The organism is Methylorubrum podarium (assembly GCF_040270385.1).
Taxonomy (GTDB): domain Bacteria; phylum Pseudomonadota; class Alphaproteobacteria; order Rhizobiales; family Beijerinckiaceae; genus Methylobacterium; species Methylobacterium podarium.
The window spans coordinates 63270-82741 of record NZ_JBELQE010000083.1 but is presented as its reverse complement, the minus strand read 5'-3'; the positions used below and the strand labels follow the sequence as shown (position 1 = coordinate 82741).

20 protein-coding genes are annotated in these 19472 nt (G+C 69.4%); 6 read left to right on the top strand and 14 right to left on the bottom strand.

The annotated features are described in order from the left end of the window. Window positions 1–10 precede the first annotated feature (10 nt). Window positions 11–385 (bottom strand): VOC family protein, encoded by a 375-nt coding sequence (locus ABS772_RS14495; RefSeq protein ID WP_350395550.1) that lies wholly within the window; start codon window positions 383–385, stop codon window positions 11–13. A gap of 160 nt (window positions 386–545) precedes the next feature. Between ABS772_RS14495 and ABS772_RS14490 the strand changes: the two genes are divergently transcribed. Together ABS772_RS14490 and ABS772_RS14485 are read left to right on the top strand one after the other, a co-directional pair. Next, window positions 546–890 carry a response regulator gene (locus ABS772_RS14490; protein ID WP_350395549.1) on the top strand — a complete coding sequence of 115 codons (345 nt, stop codon included), beginning with the start codon at window positions 546–548 and terminating at the stop codon, window positions 888–890. Between the two features lie 315 nt (window positions 891–1205). After that, the gene (locus tag ABS772_RS14485; protein WP_350395548.1) at window positions 1206–1781 is read left to right on the top strand and encodes a YdeI/OmpD-associated family protein; all 576 of its coding nucleotides are present in this window, start codon (window positions 1206–1208) and stop codon (window positions 1779–1781) included. Window positions 1782–2330: 549 nt separating this feature from the next. Here the strand turns inward: ABS772_RS14485 and ABS772_RS14480 are convergent. From ABS772_RS14480 to ABS772_RS14470, 3 genes are all read right to left on the bottom strand, one after another. Beyond that, the gene (locus ABS772_RS14480; protein WP_350395547.1) at window positions 2331–3014 is read right to left on the bottom strand and encodes a type 1 glutamine amidotransferase domain-containing protein; all 684 of its coding nucleotides are present in this window, start codon (window positions 3012–3014) and stop codon (window positions 2331–2333) included. Between the two features lie 52 nt (window positions 3015–3066). Continuing rightward, window positions 3067–3312: a hypothetical protein gene (locus ABS772_RS14475; RefSeq protein WP_350395546.1), complete on the bottom strand. Its 246-nt coding sequence runs from the start codon at window positions 3310–3312 to the stop codon at window positions 3067–3069. An 86-nt stretch (window positions 3313–3398) separates the two neighbouring features. Further along, complete coding sequence (locus ABS772_RS14470; protein ID WP_407942992.1) at window positions 3399–4001, bottom strand: TetR/AcrR family transcriptional regulator; 603 nt, start codon at window positions 3999–4001, stop codon at window positions 3399–3401. A gap of 286 nt (window positions 4002–4287) precedes the next feature. Here ABS772_RS14470 and paoA point away from each other — a divergent pair, with 286 nt between their 5' ends. Genes paoA through paoC form a run of 3 tightly spaced genes read left to right on the top strand, consistent with a single transcriptional unit; the run spans window position 4288 to window position 8069 of the window. Further along, window positions 4288–4899, top strand: a complete 612-nt coding sequence (gene paoA / locus ABS772_RS14465) for an aldehyde dehydrogenase iron-sulfur subunit PaoA (protein ID WP_407942990.1) — start codon at window positions 4288–4290, stop codon at window positions 4897–4899. Continuing rightward, on the top strand, window positions 4896–5846 hold the full coding sequence (locus ABS772_RS14460; protein ID WP_350395543.1) for an FAD binding domain-containing protein: 951 nt from the start codon (window positions 4896–4898) through the stop codon (window positions 5844–5846). Before paoA ends, ABS772_RS14460 begins: the two co-directional genes overlap by 4 nt. 3 nt (window positions 5847–5849) lie before the next feature. Continuing rightward, window positions 5850–8069, top strand: a complete 2220-nt coding sequence (paoC, locus tag ABS772_RS14455) for an aldehyde oxidoreductase molybdenum-binding subunit PaoC (protein WP_350395542.1) — start codon at window positions 5850–5852, stop codon at window positions 8067–8069. Between the two features lie 178 nt (window positions 8070–8247). On the opposite strand, the gene ABS772_RS14450 is transcribed toward paoC, so the two are convergent. The 4 genes from ABS772_RS14450 to ABS772_RS14435 are packed head-to-tail and all read right to left on the bottom strand — an operon-like array spanning window position 8248 to window position 12296. Then, entirely contained in the window at window positions 8248–9552 is a 1305-nt protein-coding gene (locus ABS772_RS14450) for an amidase (RefSeq protein WP_350395639.1), read from the bottom strand. 21 nt (window positions 9553–9573) lie between these two features. Then, on the bottom strand, window positions 9574–10536 hold the full coding sequence (locus ABS772_RS14445) for an ABC transporter substrate-binding protein (RefSeq protein WP_350395541.1): 963 nt from the start codon (window positions 10534–10536) through the stop codon (window positions 9574–9576). Between the two features lie 42 nt (window positions 10537–10578). Continuing rightward, window positions 10579–11451: an ABC transporter permease gene (locus ABS772_RS14440; protein ID WP_350395540.1), complete on the bottom strand. Its 873-nt coding sequence runs from the start codon at window positions 11449–11451 to the stop codon at window positions 10579–10581. Further along, the gene (locus ABS772_RS14435; protein ID WP_350395538.1) at window positions 11451–12296 is read right to left on the bottom strand and encodes an ABC transporter ATP-binding protein; all 846 of its coding nucleotides are present in this window, start codon (window positions 12294–12296) and stop codon (window positions 11451–11453) included. Before ABS772_RS14435 ends, ABS772_RS14440 begins: the two co-directional genes overlap by 1 nt. Window positions 12297–12523: 227 nt before the next feature. Here ABS772_RS14435 and ABS772_RS14430 point away from each other — a divergent pair, with 227 nt between their 5' ends. Then, window positions 12524–12871, top strand: a complete 348-nt coding sequence (locus ABS772_RS14430; protein ID WP_350395537.1) for a transposase — start codon at window positions 12524–12526, stop codon at window positions 12869–12871. 18 nt (window positions 12872–12889) lie between these two features. Here ABS772_RS14430 and ABS772_RS14425 read toward each other — a convergent pair whose 3' ends face one another. Genes ABS772_RS14425 through ABS772_RS14400 form a run of 6 tightly spaced genes read right to left on the bottom strand, consistent with a single transcriptional unit; the run spans window position 12890 to window position 19224 of the window. After that, window positions 12890–13840, bottom strand: a complete 951-nt coding sequence (locus tag ABS772_RS14425) for an acetamidase/formamidase family protein (protein ID WP_350395536.1) — start codon at window positions 13838–13840, stop codon at window positions 12890–12892. A 20-nt stretch (window positions 13841–13860) separates the two neighbouring features. Next, window positions 13861–14574, bottom strand: a complete 714-nt coding sequence (gene urtE, locus ABS772_RS14420) for an urea ABC transporter ATP-binding subunit UrtE (protein ID WP_350395534.1) — start codon at window positions 14572–14574, stop codon at window positions 13861–13863. Then, entirely contained in the window at window positions 14571–15281 is a 711-nt protein-coding gene (locus ABS772_RS14415; RefSeq protein ID WP_350395533.1) for an ABC transporter ATP-binding protein, read from the bottom strand. Before ABS772_RS14415 ends, urtE begins: the two co-directional genes overlap by 4 nt. Further along, on the bottom strand, window positions 15278–16375 hold the full coding sequence (gene urtC / locus ABS772_RS14410; protein ID WP_350395532.1) for an urea ABC transporter permease subunit UrtC: 1098 nt from the start codon (window positions 16373–16375) through the stop codon (window positions 15278–15280). Before urtC ends, ABS772_RS14415 begins: the two co-directional genes overlap by 4 nt. Beyond that, window positions 16372–17982, bottom strand: coding sequence for an urea ABC transporter permease subunit UrtB (gene urtB / locus ABS772_RS14405; RefSeq protein WP_350395530.1), 1611 nt, complete (start codon window positions 17980–17982; stop codon window positions 16372–16374). Before urtB ends, urtC begins: the two co-directional genes overlap by 4 nt. A 15-nt stretch (window positions 17983–17997) precedes the next feature. Continuing rightward, window positions 17998–19224, bottom strand: coding sequence for a transporter substrate-binding protein (locus ABS772_RS14400; protein WP_350395529.1), 1227 nt, complete (start codon window positions 19222–19224; stop codon window positions 17998–18000). Between the last annotated feature and the right edge of the window lie 248 nt (window positions 19225–19472).

The window sequence follows — 19472 nt, the reverse complement described above, 5'->3', positions numbered from 1 at the left end:
GGCGGCCTCGTCACTTCAGCGGCCGGGTCCGTGCGGTAAGCTTGTTTCCGTCAGGATCGCGAAGGTAAGCGACAAAGGATCCGTTCGGACGCTCTGTCGGCGGACTCTCGATCGCGGCGCCACCATGCGCGGTACCGGCTTCATGCCAAGCAAGAACATGGTCGCGGCTGGCTGCGGCGATACCGATCGTCCCGCCGTTGGCTGCGGTCGCTGGATTGCCGTCTATGGGCTTCGTGATCATCAGCCGCCCGCCCTCGTGGGAGTAGATCAACCTGCCTCGGGCGTCCATCTTGCCCGGATTGCCTCCTAAAGCGGTGAATGTGGCATCGTAGAAGCCCCTAGCCCGCTCCAGATCGTTGCTCCCGATCATGATATGAGTGAACATATCTATTCTCCGAAAGGCGAAGCACGAGATAGCCGTAGTCGCGCACTGATGCGAGCCGTTGCCGTTTACACAATCTCGGTCCCGCTAAGCTGACATAACCCTCAGCGGGCTCCCAGGCTCCGGCCTTCCGGTCATCGAGGCCTGTTCCGAATGAGGCTCGGTGGTCCTCGTCGTCGAGGACGACGAACTCGTGCGCGTGTACGCCGTCGAGATGCTGGAGGATGCTGGCCTGACGATCGTCGAGGCCCGCAACGCCGACGAAGCGTGGGACATCCTGGAACGGCGCTCGGATATCGGCGTACTGTTCACCGACATCGACATGCCCGGGTCCATGTGCGGCAAAACGCTGGCCGCCCGCGTCTACGCCTCCTGGCCCGACATCCGGCTCGTCCTGACTTCCGGGCGCCACCGTCTCACCGACGAGGAGGTCCCGGACCACGGCCTTTTCGTGCCGAAGCCCTACGGAACCGGGGACGTCGTCGAGGCCATCGTCCACGCGCGCTGACCGACGGGGCCACGGCGACCGGACTGTCGCGACGCCGCAAGCCCCCCTTGGAAGGTCGACGAGCGCCTCCTCGCTCCGAGGGGAGGCATCGGGGTAAGCCCGTCTACGACACCGGGATGTTCGGGCCCGAGGTGCGTGAGGCCCTGGCCCTCTCTGCAGCCCAGCGTCCCACCGCCCGAGGCAGCCGGGACGCCCGAACGGGTCCATGGATGAGCGCGCCGATCGAACCGGCCCCGAACGTAGCAGGTGGTGAATCTGGCGACGTTGATCTGCTAGGGAATCGGACCTGGGCCGATACCGCGAGAGGGGGGCGGCGTGGACGAACTCGGGCGCGGGATATTGTCGTTCAGGGATGCCAGCGAACTCGGCGCCTGGCTGGAGGAGCACCATCGGTCAGGTGGCCATCTCTGGGTACGCATCTTCAAAGTCGGGTCGGGGCGGCCATCCGTGACGTGGGCCGACTGCGTCGTCGAGGCGATCCGCTTCGGCTGGATCGACGGACAGAAACGGGCGTTCGACGACATTTCGTTTCTGCAGCGGCTCACCCCCAGGAAGCCGGGGTCGACCTGGTCGGCGAAGAACCGTGAGCATGTGTCGAGGCTCGAGGTCGAGGGGAGGATGACGGCGGCCGGCTCGGCGCAGGTGGAGGCCGCCAGGGCGGACGGCCGGTGGGAGGCGGCCTATGCCGGGTCCGCCGCGATGGTGCTCCCGGAGGACTTCCTGGTGGCGCTGGAGACGCGGCCCGCCGCCAAGACGTACTTCGCCACCCTGGACCGCAGGAACCTGTACTCGATCTACCATCGTCTCCAGACCGCCAAGCGCCCGGAGACCCGAGCCAGGAGGATGGCGGCGATCCTGGAGAAGTTGGAGCGCGGCGAGCGTTTCCACTGAGGCGTCAGGGGTACGTCCCCAGCCGCCGACCCACATCGTCGAGGTTCGAGGGAACTCGGCAGGTTCCGCCGGCCCTGCTGTCGACCCCTCAGCGCTCGCGGTTGCGGCAGCGTGGCGGCCTCCGGTGCTTGGTCCGGAGAGCGAGGCACGGTCATTTCAAGACGTTCGGCCATCGAGACACCTCACTTCCGGCTGCCCGCACACGCGCGGGCACGCGGTGCCTCACGCGGCTACAATCGTATCCGACAGGCGAGCGGGAAGCTCGTCCAACAGGAGGCTCTCCCCCTGCGTCAGCGCGTCCGAGGCGTGGAGATGGGCGCGGAGGGCGACAGCCAGTTTGGATGAAGCGACTGCATGGCTTCCTGGACCTCGCCACGGTCACACCTTCGTCGCCACGTGCCATGGTCCCGAGCAGGGCGCCGCTCGGAGGCGGGGCGGTCCGATGCGCTCGGTGCCCCGCTCGTTCCGGCCGTGCATCCGGCATCTCTGAGAGGTGGCCGGCTGCGACCGCGCGGCTTCTGCCGGCCGCCCAATTCCCGCGCCGAGCCCTCAGCCGTTCGCGAGCCGTTCGAGGAGACGTTCGGCGGCGGGGCCGGACGAGGCCGGATTCTGGCCGGTGATCAGCAGGCCATCAACGACCACGTACGGGGCCCAATCGTCGGCCTTGGTGAACCTGCCGCCGTTCCGCTTGAGCTCGTCCTCGACGAGGAAGGGGACCACGTCGGTGAGGCCGACCGCCTCCTCTTCGGTGTTCGTGAAGCCGGTCACGTCCTTACCCTCGACCAGCGGCATGCCATCCGGCGTCTTGGCGTGGCGCAGCACGCCGGGGGCGTGGCAGACGAGGGTGACAGGCTTGCCGGCCCGGAGCGTGGTCTCAATCAGCCTGACCGAGGCAGGGTCCTCGGCGAGGTCCCACAGGGGCCCGTGCCCGCCAGGGTAGAAGACGGCGTCGAAGCCGTCATGCGTGACCCCGTCGAGCCGGACCGTGGACGACAAGGCCGCATTGGCCTCGGCGTCGGCATCGAAGCGGCGGGTCTGATCCGTCTGGAAGCCCGGCTCGTTGCTCTTGGGGTCGAGCGGCGGACGGCCGCCCCTTGGTGAGGCCAGCACGACCTCCGCGCCCGCGTCCTTGAATACGTAGTACGGGGCGGCGAGCTCCTCGAGCCAGAAGCCGGTCTCGCGACCGGTGTCGCCGAGTTGGTTGTGGGAGGTGAGCACCATCAGGATCTTCATCGTCGTTCTCCGGGGTTGGTATGAGGTGGCCGTTCGAAAGGTTTTGTGAGCGTCAGTTGTGCCGGGCCGCCACCCTGTCGGTGGAACGCTCGGCGCTCGCCTTGCGCGCCGGGACGGCCTCGGTCCCTCCGGGTGACGCGTCCGCGGAGCGGATGGCCTCCGGGCTGACCATGCGGACGTCACCGATGATCTCCAGGGTGATGCGCTCTTCGGCGGAGGCGGCGCCATTGAACAGGGCGGCCCCGAATTCGGCGAGTTGCAGGTAGGGGTTGACGGGATGGGCAGTTCGCAGGGTCAAGGACTCCTCCTCTTATCAAAATCTGAGTAGACTGGTCGTCTACGGAGCACGTCTAAGCAGGCCGAGTTCGCGATGGGCTGGTTCGGTCAGGCTCGTTGCGAGTTCAGAATACGCCGCGTCGTCCTCATCGCGGCGTCGAACGGCGCGTCGGTGCGCTCGATCTTCGCCATGAGGCTCGCGCCGAGCCACAGGTGATAGAGCGTCTCGGCCGTGGCCCGTGGCTCGCCTTCGACGGTCAGCGACCCCTCGGCGACGCCCGCCTCGATGGCCCCGGTCACACGGTCGATGATCCCGGCGGTGCCGGCCTTGAGAGACAGCCGCATGGGCTCGGACAGATCAGAAACCTCCGCGGCGAGCTTCACCGCAAGGCACTTGCGCTGGTAGTCGATGCTGCCCTGCGTCGCCTGCCATTTGCGCCAGTAGTTCATCAGGCGCTCGGCATGGCTGAGGCCGGGCTCGGCGAGGGTGGCGTCGATGTCTGCGAGGTACTCCTCGAAGTAGTCGGCCAGGAGCGCCTCGCCGAAGGCCTCCTTCGAACCGAAGTAGTGGTAGAACGACCCTTTCGGGACTCCGGCCGCGGCCAGGATCTCGTTGAGGCCAACGCCGAAGAATCCCTTCGCGCCCACGATCCGGTGGGCGGTGTCGAGGATGCCTTGCCGAGTGTCGGTGTTGCCGCCCGCATGTGCCATGACCATCATCTAACCTCAATTAGACCGGTCGTCTAGAGACTCGGTCAGGAATTTTTGGGCTCGTGCTGGGTCCACTGCCGTCGAAAGGCCTGGCCTACGACGACGCTTCGACGGGCCGGAACTGGCACCTGCCGCTCGGCCAATCCTGCGGCATCGACGCGGCACCTTGGAGCCTATCCAAGCTGCCGGGGTTTCCGGTGCAAACCCTTTCGACGGACGGTCATGCGCCGGCCATCCCCCCGCAACAGGTTCGGAGACCGCAATGGGACGACCTGGAGACCTCGACATGAGCCGACGCGAACTCGTCGCCGGCGTGACCGCCGCCGCGGCCCTGACCACGTTCCCGAGGCAGGCCAACGCCGAGAACGCCGGCACCGACGAGGCCGTGACGGCGAAGGTGTCGCTGACCGTCAACGGCCAGCGCCGCGAACTCGAACTCGACACCCGCACCAGCTTGCTCGACGCCGCGCGCGAGCACCTGCACCTAACCGGATCCAAGAAGGGCTGTGACCACGGCCAGTGCGGTGCCTGCACCATGATCGTGGACGGGCGGCGCATCAACGCCTGCCTGACGCTGGCCGTCATGCACCAGGGCTCGGAGATCACCACCATCGAGGGGCTCGGGCAGCCCGAGAACCTGCATCCGATGCAGGCCGCCTTCATCAAGCATGACGGCTACCAGTGCGGCTACTGCACGCCGGGTCAGATCTGCTCGGGCGTCGCGGTGCTCGCCGAGATCAAGGCCGGCATCCCCAGCCACGTCACCGCCGACCTGAACGCGCCCATGCACGTGACCGAGGCGGAGATCCGCGAGCGCATGAGCGGCAACATCTGCCGCTGCGGCGCCTACTCCAACATCGTCGAGGCGATGACCGAAGTCGCCGGGAGGAAGGCATGAAGTCGTTCACCTACGAGCGTCCGAGCTCCCCCGCAGAGGCCGCTGCCGCCGTCGCCCGCACGCCCAACGCCAAGTTCATCGCCGGCGGCACCAACCTGCTCGACCTCATGAAGCTGCAGATCGAGACGCCGGCCCACCTCGTCGACGTGAATGGGCTCAAGCTCGACGCTGTCGAGCCGACGCCGGAGGGCGGTCTGCGCATCGGCGCGCTGGTGCGCAACACCGACCTCGCGGCCGATCCTCGGGTCCGGAAGGATTACGGCGTGCTGAGCCGGGCCCTACTGGCCGGCGCCTCGGGCCAGCTGCGCAACAAGGCCACCACCGCCGGCAACCTGCTGCAGCGGACGCGTTGCCCGTATTTCTACGACACCGCCCAGCCCTGCAACAAGCGCCAGCCCGGCAGCGGCTGCGCGGCGCTCGACGGCGTCAGCCGGCAGCTGGCGGTCGTCGGGTCGAGTGAAGCCTGCATCGCGACACATCCGGGCGACATGGCGGTGGCCATGCGCGTGCTCGATGCCACCGTCGAGACGGTCGACGCCAAGGGCACCGAGCGGAAGATCGCCATCGCCGATTTCCACCGCCTGCCCGGCGACAGGCCGGACATCGACACGAACCTCAGGCCCGGCGAGCTCATCACGGCGGTGACGCTGCCCAAGCCCGTGGCCGGCACGCACATCTACCGCAAGGTCCGTGACCGGGCCTCCTACGCCTACGCCCTGGTCTCCGTGGCGGCCGTGATCGGCAAGGACGGCCAGGGACGCGTCGCCTTCGGCGGGGTGGCCCACAAGCCTTGGCGGGTCGAGGCCGCCGAGGCGGAAATGCCCCGGGGCGCTAGAGCCGTGACCGATAAGGTCTTCGCCGGCGCCAAGCCGACCCACGACAACGCCTACAAGCTGAAGCTCGCCGAGCGGACCCTGACCGCGGCGCTCAACGAAGCGAGGGCCTGAGCCATGAAGTTCGACACCCCCGCGGGCCAGAACCCCATCGACCGGCTCGCGGTCGTGGGCAAGCCCACCGACCGCATCGACGGCAAGTACAAGACCACCGGCACGGCGCCCTACGCCTACGAGCGTCACGACGTGGCGCCGAACCAGGCCTACGGCTACGTGCTCGGCGCCACCATCGCCAAGGGCCGCGTGCGCCGCATCGACACCGCGGCGGCCAGGCGGGTTCCCGGCGTCATCGCCATCGTTACCACCCTCGACATGCCGAAGCTCGGGCTGGGCATGATGAACGTGGCGAACCTGTTCGGCGGCGACGAGATCCAGCACTACCACCAAGCCATCGCCGTCGTGGTGGCCGAGACCTTCGAGAAGGCCCGGGCCGCGGCCTTCCTGGTGAAGGTCGACTATGCGCCTGTGGCTGGCAAGTTCGACCTGACGGCGGAGGCCAAGACCGCCAAGCCCGTGGAGGGCGGCAGCGGCGAGGGCAGCGGCGGCGGCGCCGAGGACCGGCACGGCGACTTCGAGGGCGCCTTCGCCCAGGCCCCGGCCCGGCTCGACGAGACCTACACCACGCCCGACGAGAGCCATGCCATGATGGAGCCGCATGCGACGGTGGCGGCCTGGGAGGGCGAGAAGCTCACGCTCTGGACTTCGAACCAGATGATCGCCTGGGGTAAGAACAGCGTCGCGAAGATCCTCGGTCTGAAACCGGAGAACGTGCGCATCGACTCGCCCTACATCGGCGGCGGCTTCGGGGGTAAGCTGTTCATCCGCGCCGACGCGGTGCTGGCCGCGCTCGGCTCCAAGGCCGCCAAGCGCCCGGTGAAGGTGGCGCTGACCCGCCCGATCATCATCAACAACACCACGCACCGACCCGCCACCATCCAGCGGGTGCGTATCGGCGCGACGAAGGACGGGCACATCACGGCCATCGCCCACGAGAGCACGTCGGGCAACCTGCAGGACGGCAAGCCGGAGACGGCGGTCGACCAGACCAAGCTGCTCTACGCGGGCGCGAACCGGCTCACCGCCATGCGGCTCGCCCATCTCGACCTGCCCGAGGGCAACGCGATGCGGGCCCCGGGCGAGGCGCCGGGCCTGATGGCGCTGGAGATGGCGATGGACGAGATGGCCGAGCGGCTGGGTCTGGACCCGGTCGAGTTCCGCATCCGCAATGACACTCAGGTCGATCCCGGCAAACCCGAGCGCCCGTTCTCGCAGCGCGACCTCGTCGGCTGTATGAGGCTCGGCGCGGAGCGGTTCGGCTGGGCCCAGCGCAACCCGAAGCCCGGGCAGGTGCGCGACGGCCAATGGCTCGTCGGGATGGGGATGGCGGCGGGCTTCCGCAACAACCTCCTGACCAAGTCCGGCGCGCGCGTGCGGCTCGGCCGGGATGGGCTCGTGACGGTCGAGACCGACATGACCGACATCGGCACGGGCAGTTACACCATCATCGCCCAAACCGCCGCGGAGATGATGGGCGTGCCCCTCGACCGCGTCGTGGTGAAACTCGGAGACTCCGACTTCCCGGCCTCCGCCGGCTCGGGTGGCCAGTGGGGTGCCAACAACGCCACGGCCGGCGTCTATGCGGCCTGCGTGAAGCTGCGCGAGGCAGTCGCGCAGAGGCTCGGGGTCAATTCGGCGGACGCGGTGTTCGAGGACGGGCAGGTGCGCGCCGGCAACCGGGCGGTGCCGCTCGCCGATGCCATGGTCGGCGGCGAACTCACCGGCGAGGACCTCATCGAGTACGGCGACCTCTCCAAGAAGCAGCAGCAATCGACCTTCGCCGGCCACTTCGTCGAGGTCGGGGTCGACGTCGATACCGCCGAGGTGCGGGTGCGCCGCATGCTGGCGGTCTGCGCGGCTGGGCGCATCCTCAACCCGAAATCCGCCCGCAGCCAGGTCATCGGCGGGATGACCATGGGCGTCGGCGCGGCGCTGATGGAGGATCTCGCGGTCGATACCAAGCGCGGCTTTTTCGCCAACCACGACCTCGCCGGTTACGAGGTGCCGGTCCACGCCGACATCCCGCACCAGGAGGTGATCTTCCTCGACGAGGTCGATCCGCAATCCTCGCCGATGAAGGCCAAGGGCGTGGGCGAACTCGGCATCTGCGGCGTCGGCGCGGCGGTCGCCAACGCGATCTACAACGCCACCGGCATCCGCGTGCGCGACTACCCGATCACGCTGGACAAGCTGCTGGACCGAATGCCGGACGCGGCCTGAGCAATCCCTTGAGCGTTTTCCATGATCTCCGGGTCATGGGAAACGCTCCAAGCTTCTGATTTTCTGCAATTCCTTCGCCCAAGCCGGCGCCCACCTCGCGCGAAGATGCTCCGGCATGGGGCCTGCAGAAACCGATGGCGCCTCGACTTCGCGGGCACGATGTCGAACCGAGGGGTGGTCAAAGAGAGGGGAAGCGCCGTGGATGGTCGAGAGCCGTCTCGCACCAGCGCCCAATCCGGAGCAGCCGCACGTCGTTGCGGTAGGGCGCGACGAGCTGGATGCCGAGCGGCAGGCCTTCGACATCGCCCGCCGGCAGGGTGATGCAGGGCACGCCGAGATAGGTGAAGGGCACGCAGAAGGACGGGTCGCCCGTATCGGCGAGACCCTTCGGGGCGGCACCGAGCGCCGGGAGCGTGAGCAGCGCGTCGAAGCCGGCGAGCGCCGCGCCGAAGCCGGCACGCAACGTCGCCTGGAGCTTCCAGGCCGCGATGTAGCGGACGGCCGGGATGCCCGCGCCCTCCTGCACGAGATCCCGCAGCGGCGCGCTGAGCTTGTCCGGCTGACTCGCAACGAGCGGCGCGTAGATGTCGGAAGCCTCGCAGGCCAGGATCGTGCGTGCCGCTTCCGCCGCCCGCCCGAAGGGGGTGGGCAGGCTCAGATCCTCGACGCGGGCGCCGGCAGCCCGGAAGCGTTCCGCGGCGGCCTCCAGGCAGGCGAGCGCCTCCGGTTCGGCCTGATCCCAGGGGCCGATCCGGACCAGGGCGAGGCGCGGGGCGTCGAGTGGTTCCACGCCCTGCTCCGGGTCGATCCGGAACGGCGGCAGGGGAAATCCATGCGGATCCGCGTCGCTCGCGCCCGCGAGCAGCGACAGGGCGAAGGTCGCGTCCGCGACCGAGCGGGTGAACAGACCGACATGGTCCAGGGAGCCGGCCAGCGGGTGGACGCCGGTTCGTGGGATCGCGCCGTAGCTGGGTTTGAGCCCGACCACGCCGCAGAAGGCGGCCGGGCGGATCACCGAGCCGAAGGTCTGGCTGCCGAGCGCCAAAGGCGCGAGCCCCGCCGCGACCGCTGCGGCCGAGCCGCTCGACGAGCCGCCGGGCGTGTGCCCGAGCCTCCAGGGATTATGGGTCGGGCCGGGATGGCGCCAGGCAAATTCCGTCGTGACGGTCTTGCCCAGGACCGAGGCGCCAAGGTCGCGCAGGCGCGCCACGACCCAGGCATCGGCGTCCGGCACGTGATGCGCGTCGATCGGCGAGCCGTTCGCGGTCGGGAGGTCGCGGGTCGCCACGATGTCCTTGACGGCGACCGGGATGCCTCCGAGCGGCCCGTCCGCCGGAGCGCCGGGCTCGGCCAGGACCGTGAAGGCGCGCAGGACGGGATCGAGCTGCCGCGCCCGTGCGTGGAGGGCGGCGGCGTAGGCCTCTGGGTCGAGGCGGCCCGCGCGGATCGCCAGGACCGCTTCGCATAGGCCGAGTTCGTGCATCGCCACGCTGGCGTCAGCTCCTCAATTGCCCGCGACCGCCTTGGTGATGAAGTCGCGCCGCACGAAGGTGGCGTAATCGGGCTGGGCCGCGAGGTTGCCGAGCGCAATCTGCGTATCTAGGCCCAACGTCATCGCCGCCTTGGTGATGTCCACGCTCTCGGGATAGACCTTCTCGCTCATCATGCGCTTCACCGCCGCCTCGACCACGGCGGGGTCGAGGTTCGGAAACTCCCTCTTGGCGACCGCCACGGCCCGTGCGGGCTCGGCATGCATCAGCCGGATCGCTGCCTGCATGCCGTTGACGAAGGCCTGGGCGACCGCCGGGTCGACGTCCTTGCGGGCGCTCACCGCCGAGAAGGCGTAGGGACCGTACTTCTCGGGAAAGCCGAGCACCACTTTCATGCCCTTGGCGACGACCTGATCGAGGCCAGGCTCGTACATCACCGCGACCTTGGCCTGCCCAGCCAGGAACGGTCCCGGCTCGGTGCCGAGCGCGACCTGCGTGAGCGTCACGTCGTCCTTGCTCATCCCGTTCTCCTTCAGAAGCTTCAGGAACAGCGAGGTACTGGTGGTCGGCATCAGACCGGTGACGATGGTCTGGCCCTTCAGGCTCTTCACGTCGGTCCAGGGGAAGTCCGGCGCCGCCGCGATCCAGACCGCGGCGCCGTTGACGACGTTGGCCACCACGTTGACGGGCGCGCCCTTCGACGCCGCCACCGCGGTCCATTCCGGCCCGTGGATCGAGAACTGCGCGCTCTTCGAGATCACGGCGGAGAGCGCGACGCTCGGCGCACCCGCCGTCTCCTTCGTGACGTCGATGCCGGCCTTCTCGAACAGGCCCTCGTCGATGGCGACGTAGAGCGGCAGGTACAGCATCGATTGGAAGGCCTGGGAGACCGTGGCCTTCAGTTCGGCGGCAAGCGCCGGAAGTGGGGTCGCGCAGGCGAGGAGGGCGGCGAGCAGTGCGGGACGCAGCGGCTTCATCGGGGCAAGTCCTGGGCGGGCGGGACGAGGGAAAGGAGAGCGTCAGACCTGGATGCCGCCGGCCGTCGAGACCTGGCGCCAGGGCAGGATGCGGCGCTCGACGACGTCGATGACGTGGTAGAGGACGAAGCCGACGAACATCAGCACGAACAGCCCGACCCAGACCGTGTTCAGGTCGTAGAGGGACGAGGCGTTGTAGATCAGGTGCCCCAGGCCGCGCTGGGACGAGATGAACTCGCCCACCACCGCGCCCACCAGCGCGAAGCCGATATTGATCCGGAACATCCCGATGATCGCCGGCAGCGTGGACGGCACGATGACCGAGCGGAAGATCCGGTTCTTGGAGGCTCCCATCGAGGCCATCAGAGCCTGGAGGTCCGGGTCGGCATCGCGCGCGGCCTGGTAGGCGGCGATCAGCGCCACCAGAGCGGTGAGCGAGACCGCGAGCGCCACCTTCGACACGAAACCGGTGCCGAACCACAGGATCACGATCGGCGCGAGGGCGATCTTGGGCACCGAGTTGATCGCCACGATGAAGGGCTCGACCACCCGGGCGACCAGGATCGAGTACCAGAGCCCGAGGCCGGCGAGCGAGCCGAGAGCGGTGCCGATGACGAAGCCGAGGATGGCCTCGATCAGCGTGTACCAAGTGTCAACCGCGAGGCTGCCGTCCATCAGGCTCGCCCGGAAGACGCGCCAGATGCCCGACGGCGCGCCGACCAGGAACTCGGTGAGCCAGCCGGCATCGACTGCGATCTCCCACGCGGTGAAGAACAGGGCTACCGCGGCGGCCTGGATCAGGCCGCGGCCGAGGGTGGTGTCGACCGCGCGGGCGAGGCGGCCGGGTCCGCGGCGTGTCGCGGCGGGGCGCCCGGCCTCTGCGGGCGCGGCGGATTTCAGGGCGTGCGTCGTCATCAGGCGGCCTCGGCGCGGGCGGTGGAGGCAGCCCCCGGGCGCGTCTGGATGTCCAGCTCGCCACACAGGGTATGGAAGTAGTCGGAGAAGCGCGGGTCGCTGCGTGCGCCGATCGGCGAGCGATCGCCGAGCGCGATCGCATGCACGTTCTTCACCTGCGAGGGCCGCCCGCCGAGCACGACGACGCGCTTCGACAGCGCCACCGCCTCGTCGATGTCGTGGGTGACGAGCACCACCGTCTTGCCGAAGCGCTCCACCGCATCGAGCAGCACGCCTTCGAGGTAGAGGCGGGTCTGGTAGTCAAGCGCCGAGAACGGCTCGTCGAGGAGCAGGATGTCCGGATCCATGATGAGCGTCCGGATCAGCGCCGCCCGCTGGCGCATGCCGCCCGAGAGGGTCTTCGGATAGGCGTTCTCGAAGCCGCCGAGGCCGAACTGGGCGAGATAGCGCCGGGCGGTGTCGGTGGCCTCGCGCGGGTCCGTGCCCTTCATCTCAAGGCCCAGCATGACGTTCTGCAGCACCGTGCGCCAGGGGAAGAGCAGGTCCTTCTGCATCATGTAGCCGACCCGGCCGCGCAGGCCCGACACGGGCTGGCCGCGGAACAGCATCGTGCCGGCATCCGGTTCGAGCAGCCCGGCGATCACGTTGAAGACGGTCGTCTTGCCGCAGCCCGACGGGCCGATGATGCTGACGAAGTCGCGCTCGTGGATGTCGAAGCTGAGGCCGTCGAGAACCGGGACCGGGCCGGCCTTGGCCTGGAAGCTCTTGCGGATGCCGCGCAGTGCGAGCTGCACCGGGCCGTCCGGCCAGCCGGCAGGGCTGTCGGGGATCGGCGCGTGGTCCATCGGAACTCCTCAGGCAGCATCGCTCGTCCGGTATTGTCCGGCCCGCGGTGTGGAATTCCAAGGCGAAATGGGCTGCAGGCCGGCCGGACCCTGCGCAAATCTGCGCCCATCGGCCCGCCCGGCGGGCGCTTCGGCCGCGAAACGTCAAAATTGCCGGATTGGCCGGTCCGGTTCTTGCTCGCCTTCGATTGCGCGGCTCTCGCGACGGCCGAACCGGGAGATCCTGTATGCGTCGATCCCTGCACACGGACGAGGAGATCGCCTTCCTGCTGTGCGAGGCCGAGGGCGGCGTGCCGATCGCGGAGATCTGCGCGAGCGCCCACGTCTCGCTCGGCACCTTCTATCGCTGGCGGCGGCGGCTCGGCGGGCTCAAGCCCGCGGGCGTGGCCCGTCTCGACCGTGCGGAGCGCGAGAACGCGGCCTTGCGCGCCGAGGTGGAGCGCCTGCGCGCGGCGCTGCTGGCGCGGCCGGTCGCCGCCGACAAGACGCGCCCAGCGACGGCGCGTCCGGCTCCGCGCCACCGGGGCGCGGAGGCTTGCGTCGGGCGCTTCGCCTTCGTGCGCACGGCGAACTGAGGGCCGCCGCCCGCTGCCTCACCCCTTCGCGGCAAGCGCCGCCTTGGGCATGAGCATATGCACGCCCTTGTTGCCGTCCACCGTCTGGGTGATGCGCAGGTTCCCCGCGAGCGAGCAGAGCATGTAGGCCTGGTTGCGGGTGAGGTTCGTGCGCGCGCAGACGAGACGCACCATCTCGCGCACGGCTTGGCGCATCGCCTCGTCGAGGCTCTCGTGCAGGCCGATCGACATCAGGTCGGTCGGGGTTTCGGCGAAGGGCCAGGCGCCCGGCAGATCCTTGCGCACGGTGAGCCGGAAGGTGCCGGTCAGGCCGGTCTCCAGCGCGGTGATGCAGACCTCGCCGTCGCCCTGCACCCCGTGCCCGTCGCCCGCGTAGAAACCGGCGCCCGGATTGAACACAGGGAGATAGAGGCTGGTGCCGACCCGCATCTCCTTGTTGTCCATGTTGCCGCCGAAGGCGCGCGGGACGGGGCTGCCGACGCGGCCCCAGATGGCGGGCGGAGCGGTGCCGAGGATGCCGAAGAACGGGTCGAGGGGCAGCTCCGTGCCCCAGGGCAGACGGCAGATGCCGCGCGCCACGTCGATGTCGGCGTGGACGGTCTCGTAGTCGGTGAACTCGTCCGGCAGGGTGCCGAGCAGAGGCAGGATTGCTACGAAGCCCCAGTCGAGACGGAACTTGAGGTCGAGGATGTCGACCTGCAGCACGTCGCCCGGCTCGGCGCCGCGCACGTGGATCGGCCCGGTCACGAAATGCGGGCCGGGACCGGGCTTCAGCGTGTCGAGCGCCGCCGTGAGGTCGGCCGGCACGCGGGACGGATCCGGGTGAAGCGACTCGCGGCCCCCCGCCGGGTGCGAGTGCAGGGTGACGGTGTCGCCGGACTCGACGGTGAGGACGGGTGGGAGCGCGGCGTCGAAATAGCCGAGCACCATCGTCTCGGGCGTGGCGGGGATCTCGTGATGCGTGGACACGTGGGTCTCCTGAGGGGAAGCTAGACGGCGATGTGGCGCGAGAGATCCGCGTGGCTCACCGCTCCGCGCTCGCCGCGCTCGACGACGCTGCCGCGGGACAGGACGATCACGGCATCGGCGACCGACAGCGCGAAATCGAGATACTGCTCGACCAGCAGGACGGTGATCCGGCCCTTCAGCCCGGCGATCACCTCTTCGATCGCCGCGACGATCGAGGGCTGGATGCCCTCGGTCGGCTCGTCGAGGAGGAGCGCCCGTGGGCGAGTCGCGAGAGCGCGGGCGATGGCGAGCTGCTGCTGCTGCCCGCCCGAGAGGTTGCCGCCCGGCCGTCCCCAGAGGCCGCGGAGTGCCGGGAAGAGGGCAACGGCCTCGTCCACCGCGTCGGTCCGGTCCAGCCCGTGCGCGCGGGCGGCCACCCGCAGGTTCTCGGCGACCGTGAGGTCGGGGAAGATCTCGCGCCCCTGCGGGACGTAGGCGAGCCCCGCTCGCGCCCGCCGGTCGGCGGGCAGGCGCGTGAGGTCGATCCCCTCGAGGCGGACCGAGCCGCGGCTCGACGGGATCAGGCCGGTGAGGCAGCGCATCAGCGTGGTCTTGCCGGCGCCGTTGCGGCCGAGCACGGCGAGGCAAGCCCCGGGCTCGATCGCGAAATCGACACCGCGCAGCACCTGCGCGCTCCCGTAATGCTGGTCGAGCCCCTCGACGGTGACGGAGGCGGGTGCGGTCGCGCGCGTCATCGGCCGAGGAAGACCTCGATCACGCGAGCATCCTTGCGGGCGCCCTGCATCCCGCCCTCGTAGAGGGTCCGCCCCTCGTGCAGCACCGTCACCTTGTCGGCGATGGCTTCCACGAAGCCCATGTCGTGCTCGATCACCAGAATCGCCCGGTCGGGCCGGCGCAGGTTCCCGATCAGCTCGGCGGTGCGCGTGGTCTCGGCATCGGAGAGCCCGGCCACCGGCTCGTCGAGGAGCAGGAGCCTGGGCTCCGCGGCCAGCACCATGCCGATCTCCAGCCACTGCTTCTCGCCGTGCGAGAGCGCGCCCGCCGGCACCGCGGCGCGGAAGGCGAGGCCGACCTCGCCGAGCACGGCCGTGACCCGCTCCTCCCGGGCCGCCGGCACCATGTCCGGCCCGCAGCCGATCGCGAGGTTCTCGCGCACCGTCAGCACGGGGAAGACGCTGGGCTTCTGAAACTTGCGCCGCACCCCGGCCCGGGCGATCTCGGCCTCGGAGCATCTCGTCAGATCGAGGCGGTCGCCGAGCATCACACGGCCGGAAGCCGGCTTGGTGATGCCGGAGATCACGTCGAGCAGCGTGGTCTTGCCGGCCCCGTTCGGGCCGATCACGGCGCGGACCTCGCCGGGATCGACGGCGAGAGAGAGCGCGTCGAGCGCCCGGAAGCGGCCGAAGGCGACGGTGAGCGCATCGACGACGAGCGCACTCATCGGGTCCCCCGTGCCCAAGTCGGCCGGACGCGGAGGCCCGCGAGGTCGAGGAGCCCGTTCGGCAGGACCAGCACGACGAGGAGGACGAGCCCCGAGAGAATGAAGGGCCAAGCCTCCGGCATCGCGGCGCTGAGCCAGAATTTCAGGGCGTTGACGAGGATGGCGCCGATCACGGCGCCGCCGAGCCGGCCCAGGCCGCCGATGGCGACCCAGACCGCGATCTCAATCGAGAGATCGGGCGCGAGTACCCGCGGGTTGATGATGCCGACCTGCGGCACGTAGAGGATTCCGGCGAGCGCCGCGATCATCGCCGAGAAGCACCAGACCTGGAGCTTCAGTCGCGTCGTCGAGTAGCCGAGCGTGCGCAGGCGGGTTTCGTCGTCGCGGCAGGCGAGCATCCGCCGCCCGACCGCGCTGCCGACGAGCCATCGGGCGCCCGCCAGCACCGCCGCGAGGGCGAGGAGCGCGGCGACGGCGAGGCCGGTGACGACAACGGGCGCGCCCATCGGCCAGCCGAACAGCAGCGGGAAACCCGTCATGCCGTTGTTGCCGCCGAGCCCGGTGTCGTTGCGGTACATCAGCAGCATCGCGACGTAGACGAGCGCTTGGCTGATGATCGAGAAATAGACGCCGTTGACGCGAGAGCGGAACGCGACGAGCCCGAACAGGAAGGCGACGAGACCGGCGAGTCCGAGCGCGAGGAAGAGGGCGTAGGGTGCGTGCTCCAGGCCGGCCCAGTAGGACGGCAGGCCCTTCCAGCCCATGAACTGTACGAAATCCGGCAGGGTGCCCGTCACGCTGGTCCCGTGCGCCAGGAGATGCATGGCGCAGACGTAGCCGCCGATCGCGAAGAACAGCCCGTGCCCGAGACTGAGGATGCCGAGATAACCCCAGACCAGATCGAGGGAGACCGCCAGGATCGCGAAGGCGGCGAGCTGGCCCACCGCGTTGACGAGGTAGGGGGCGGGCCGGCCCAGCACGAGGCCGAGGGCGGCGGCGAGGCAAAGTCCCACGAGGACCAGGACCAGGGGATCCCGCACCGCGCGCCGCGCGCGCGGAGGGGCGGCGAGACCTGTGTGCACCGCGCCGCTCATCGCCGCCGCCGCGCCGCGAACAGGCCTTCCGGCCGGCGCTGCAGGAACAGGATGATGCCGACGAGAACGATGACCTTCGCGGCGACCGCGCCCGAAAGTGGCTCGATCAGCACGTTGGCGCCGCCGACCCCAAGGGCGGCCACCAGCGTGCCCGCGAGGCTGCCGACGCCGCCGAGGACCACCACCATGAAGGCGTCGATGACGAAGCCGGAGCCCATGCCGGGATTCACGCTGTAGATCGGGCAGAGCGCCACGCCCGCGAGGCCGGCGAGCCCCGAGCCGAGACCGAAGGCGAGACGGTCGATCCGCCGGGTCGGGAGTCCCAGGCAGGCCGCCATGTCGCGGTTCTGCGTCACGGCGCGGATGTCGAGGCCCAGCGGCGTCCGGCGCAGGACGATCAGGGTCAGGACGAGGGTCGCCGCCGCGAACAGGATGGCGAAGAGCCGATTCCAGGTGACGACGAAGTCGGCGTAGAGCGGAACGCCGCCGCTGACGTAGGGCGGCATCGCGAATTGCAGGTTCTGGCTGCCGACCGCGACGCGCACGAGGTTGACCAGGAACAGGCTGACCGCCCAGGTGGCGAGCAGGCTCATCAGGGGACGCCGGTAGAGGTGACGCAGGACGAGGGCCTCGAGCGCCATGCCGACGAGCGCCGCCGCCGCGAAGGCCACGGGGATCGCGGCGATCAGGTAGAGGTCGAGCAGGCCCGGTGCGAAGCGCCGGAAAGCCTCCTGCACGCCGAAGGTGGCGTAGGCGCCCAACATGATGAACTCGCCCTGCGCGAGGTTGATCACCCCCATCAGGCCGAAGATGATCGCGAGGCCGGCCGCCGCCATGAACAGGATGCTGGCGAAGCTCAATCCGTTGTAGAGGATCGCGAGGCCGTCCCCGATCCGCACCGCCCGCTCCACCGAGGCGATACCGGCATCGAGCGCCTGGGCGAGAGCCGAATCCGCGGCGACGGCGGGCTCGCTCCGCAAGGCCCGGAGCCGTGCGAGGGCGGCGCCCGAGGGCGCGGCCGCCACCGCCGCGACCGCAGCGCGGCGCTTTTCGGGATCGGTCGAGGACAGGGCGGCGGCTTGGGCCGCGCCCGCGATCGATTCCCTCAGACCGGGATCGCTCTCGGCGTCCCGTGCCCGCTCCAGGACCGCGTCCGGGACCGCGCCGACGCGCCGCTCCAGGGTGGCAAGGCCGGCGGCACGTGCGGCGACGCTCCCGGCCGTCAGGAGTGCGATCGCGGCGCGCGCGGTCTCCACGAGCGCGCGCTGGCGCAGGCCGAGCACCGGCGCACGCGCTTCCCGGATCGGCCTCGTCGCGCCGGTCAGCGCATCGTGCCCCTCGGTGGCGCCGGCACGGTCGAGGATCAGGACCCCCTCGCTGCCGCAGGCGAGACGCCGCTCGGCGAGCGCCGTCAGGAGGCGGCCGGCTTCGGTCAGTTCGTCGATCGCGGCTTCGGCGGCCGCGCGCACGACGCGCTCCGCGGCGCGCGCCTGCGCAGCCCCGTCGCCGCAAAGATCGGCCGCCAGCGCCGCCCGCTCAAGAGGAGCGGCGGAAGCCGGCACAGCCAGCGACGCGAGCACCGCCAGGACGGCGCAGAGCCGGTTCATCTCGAGGCCCCGAACTCAACCATAGGGACTGAACGGGACCGGTTTCGGGGCGTCGGACGATTGCCAGAGCACGTCGAAGCCGCGTTTCTCGTTGACCGAACCGATGAAGACGCCCCGGGAGACGTAATTGTTCTCCTCCGTCATGGTCAGCGTATAGCCGGAGGGATCCGCGAAGCTGAGCCCCGCGAAGGCCTTGCGCACCTCCGGCACCGCGAAGGAGCCGGCCTTGGCGGCCGCCAGCGCCCAGAGATGGACGCTGTCATAGGCCGACACCATCGGGTCGATCACGGTGTCGGCGCTGAACGGGACGTTTTTCGCCTTCACGTAGGCGGCCCAGTCGGCGAGGAATTTCTGGTTCCGCTCGCCCTTGGCGGCCTGAAGATAGGCCCAGCAATTGAGGTGGCCGACGAGCTTGGCCGTATCGAGTCCTTCGAGGTCGGCCTCCACCATGTCGAGGCCGAGGATCGGCACGTCGGTGGCCGCGATGCCCTGGTTGGCGAATTCGCGCAGAAAGTCCGGGATGGACGAGCCGACGACGGTCAGCACGACGATCGGCTGACCGCCGGGCTGGCTGGCGAAGCTGCGCACCTGGTTCACGAGCGTCTGGAAGTTCGAGAAGCCGAAGGGCACGTATTCCTCGCGCCACGCGGTCTCGGGGATCCCCTTGCTCTTCCAGTAGCCCTTGAGCTGCTTGTTGATCGTGCGCGGCCAGACATAGTCCGAACCGATCATGAAGAAGCGCTTGGCGCCGACGCCGTCCGGGCCCATCAGGTAGTCGACCGCCGGCAGCACCGAGCTGGCCGGTGGCGAGTTCACGTAGACGACGTTCTTCGAATTCTCGTCGCCCTCGAAATGCAGGGGATAGAACAACAGTCCTTCGTTCTGCTCGACCACGGGCAGGACCGACTTGCGCGACACGGAGGTCCAGCAGCCGAACAAGGCCGCCACTTTCTCCTGCTGCAGCATCTGCCGGCCGATCTGCGCATAGAGCGGCCAGTCGGAGGCGGGATCCGAGGTCAGCACCTCGATGCGGCGTCCGTTGACGCCGCCGCGACCGTTGATCTCGTCGGCGGCCATGCGGACGACGTGGTTCAGCCGGCCCTCGATGTTCGCCATCGTGCCCGATGACGAGAACAGGCAGCCGAGCTTCACGGTGTCGGTCGCCAAGGCGGGCCGCACGATCGCGGGGGCTGCCAACAGCGCCGCAGATCCGACGAAGCCGCGCCGCGTAAGATGCGCCATCGTTCTCGAACTCCCACGGAAAGACGGGGCAATTGTCGAGCGGCGGCATGCAGACGCAAAGACGAAAGGCGCTGCAGAGTGGCGATCCGATTGCGCATATTATCGGCAATTGTCCGCGCTATGGGCGCAAATCGATCGAAGACGTCAAAATTTGCGGGGATCAATGCGATCTCGACGCTCTTGCTTTCAGTTATGCGGCGCCGCGATCGATGCGACCCAGCCGGGTCCGGGTGAGGCTGCAGTTCGTC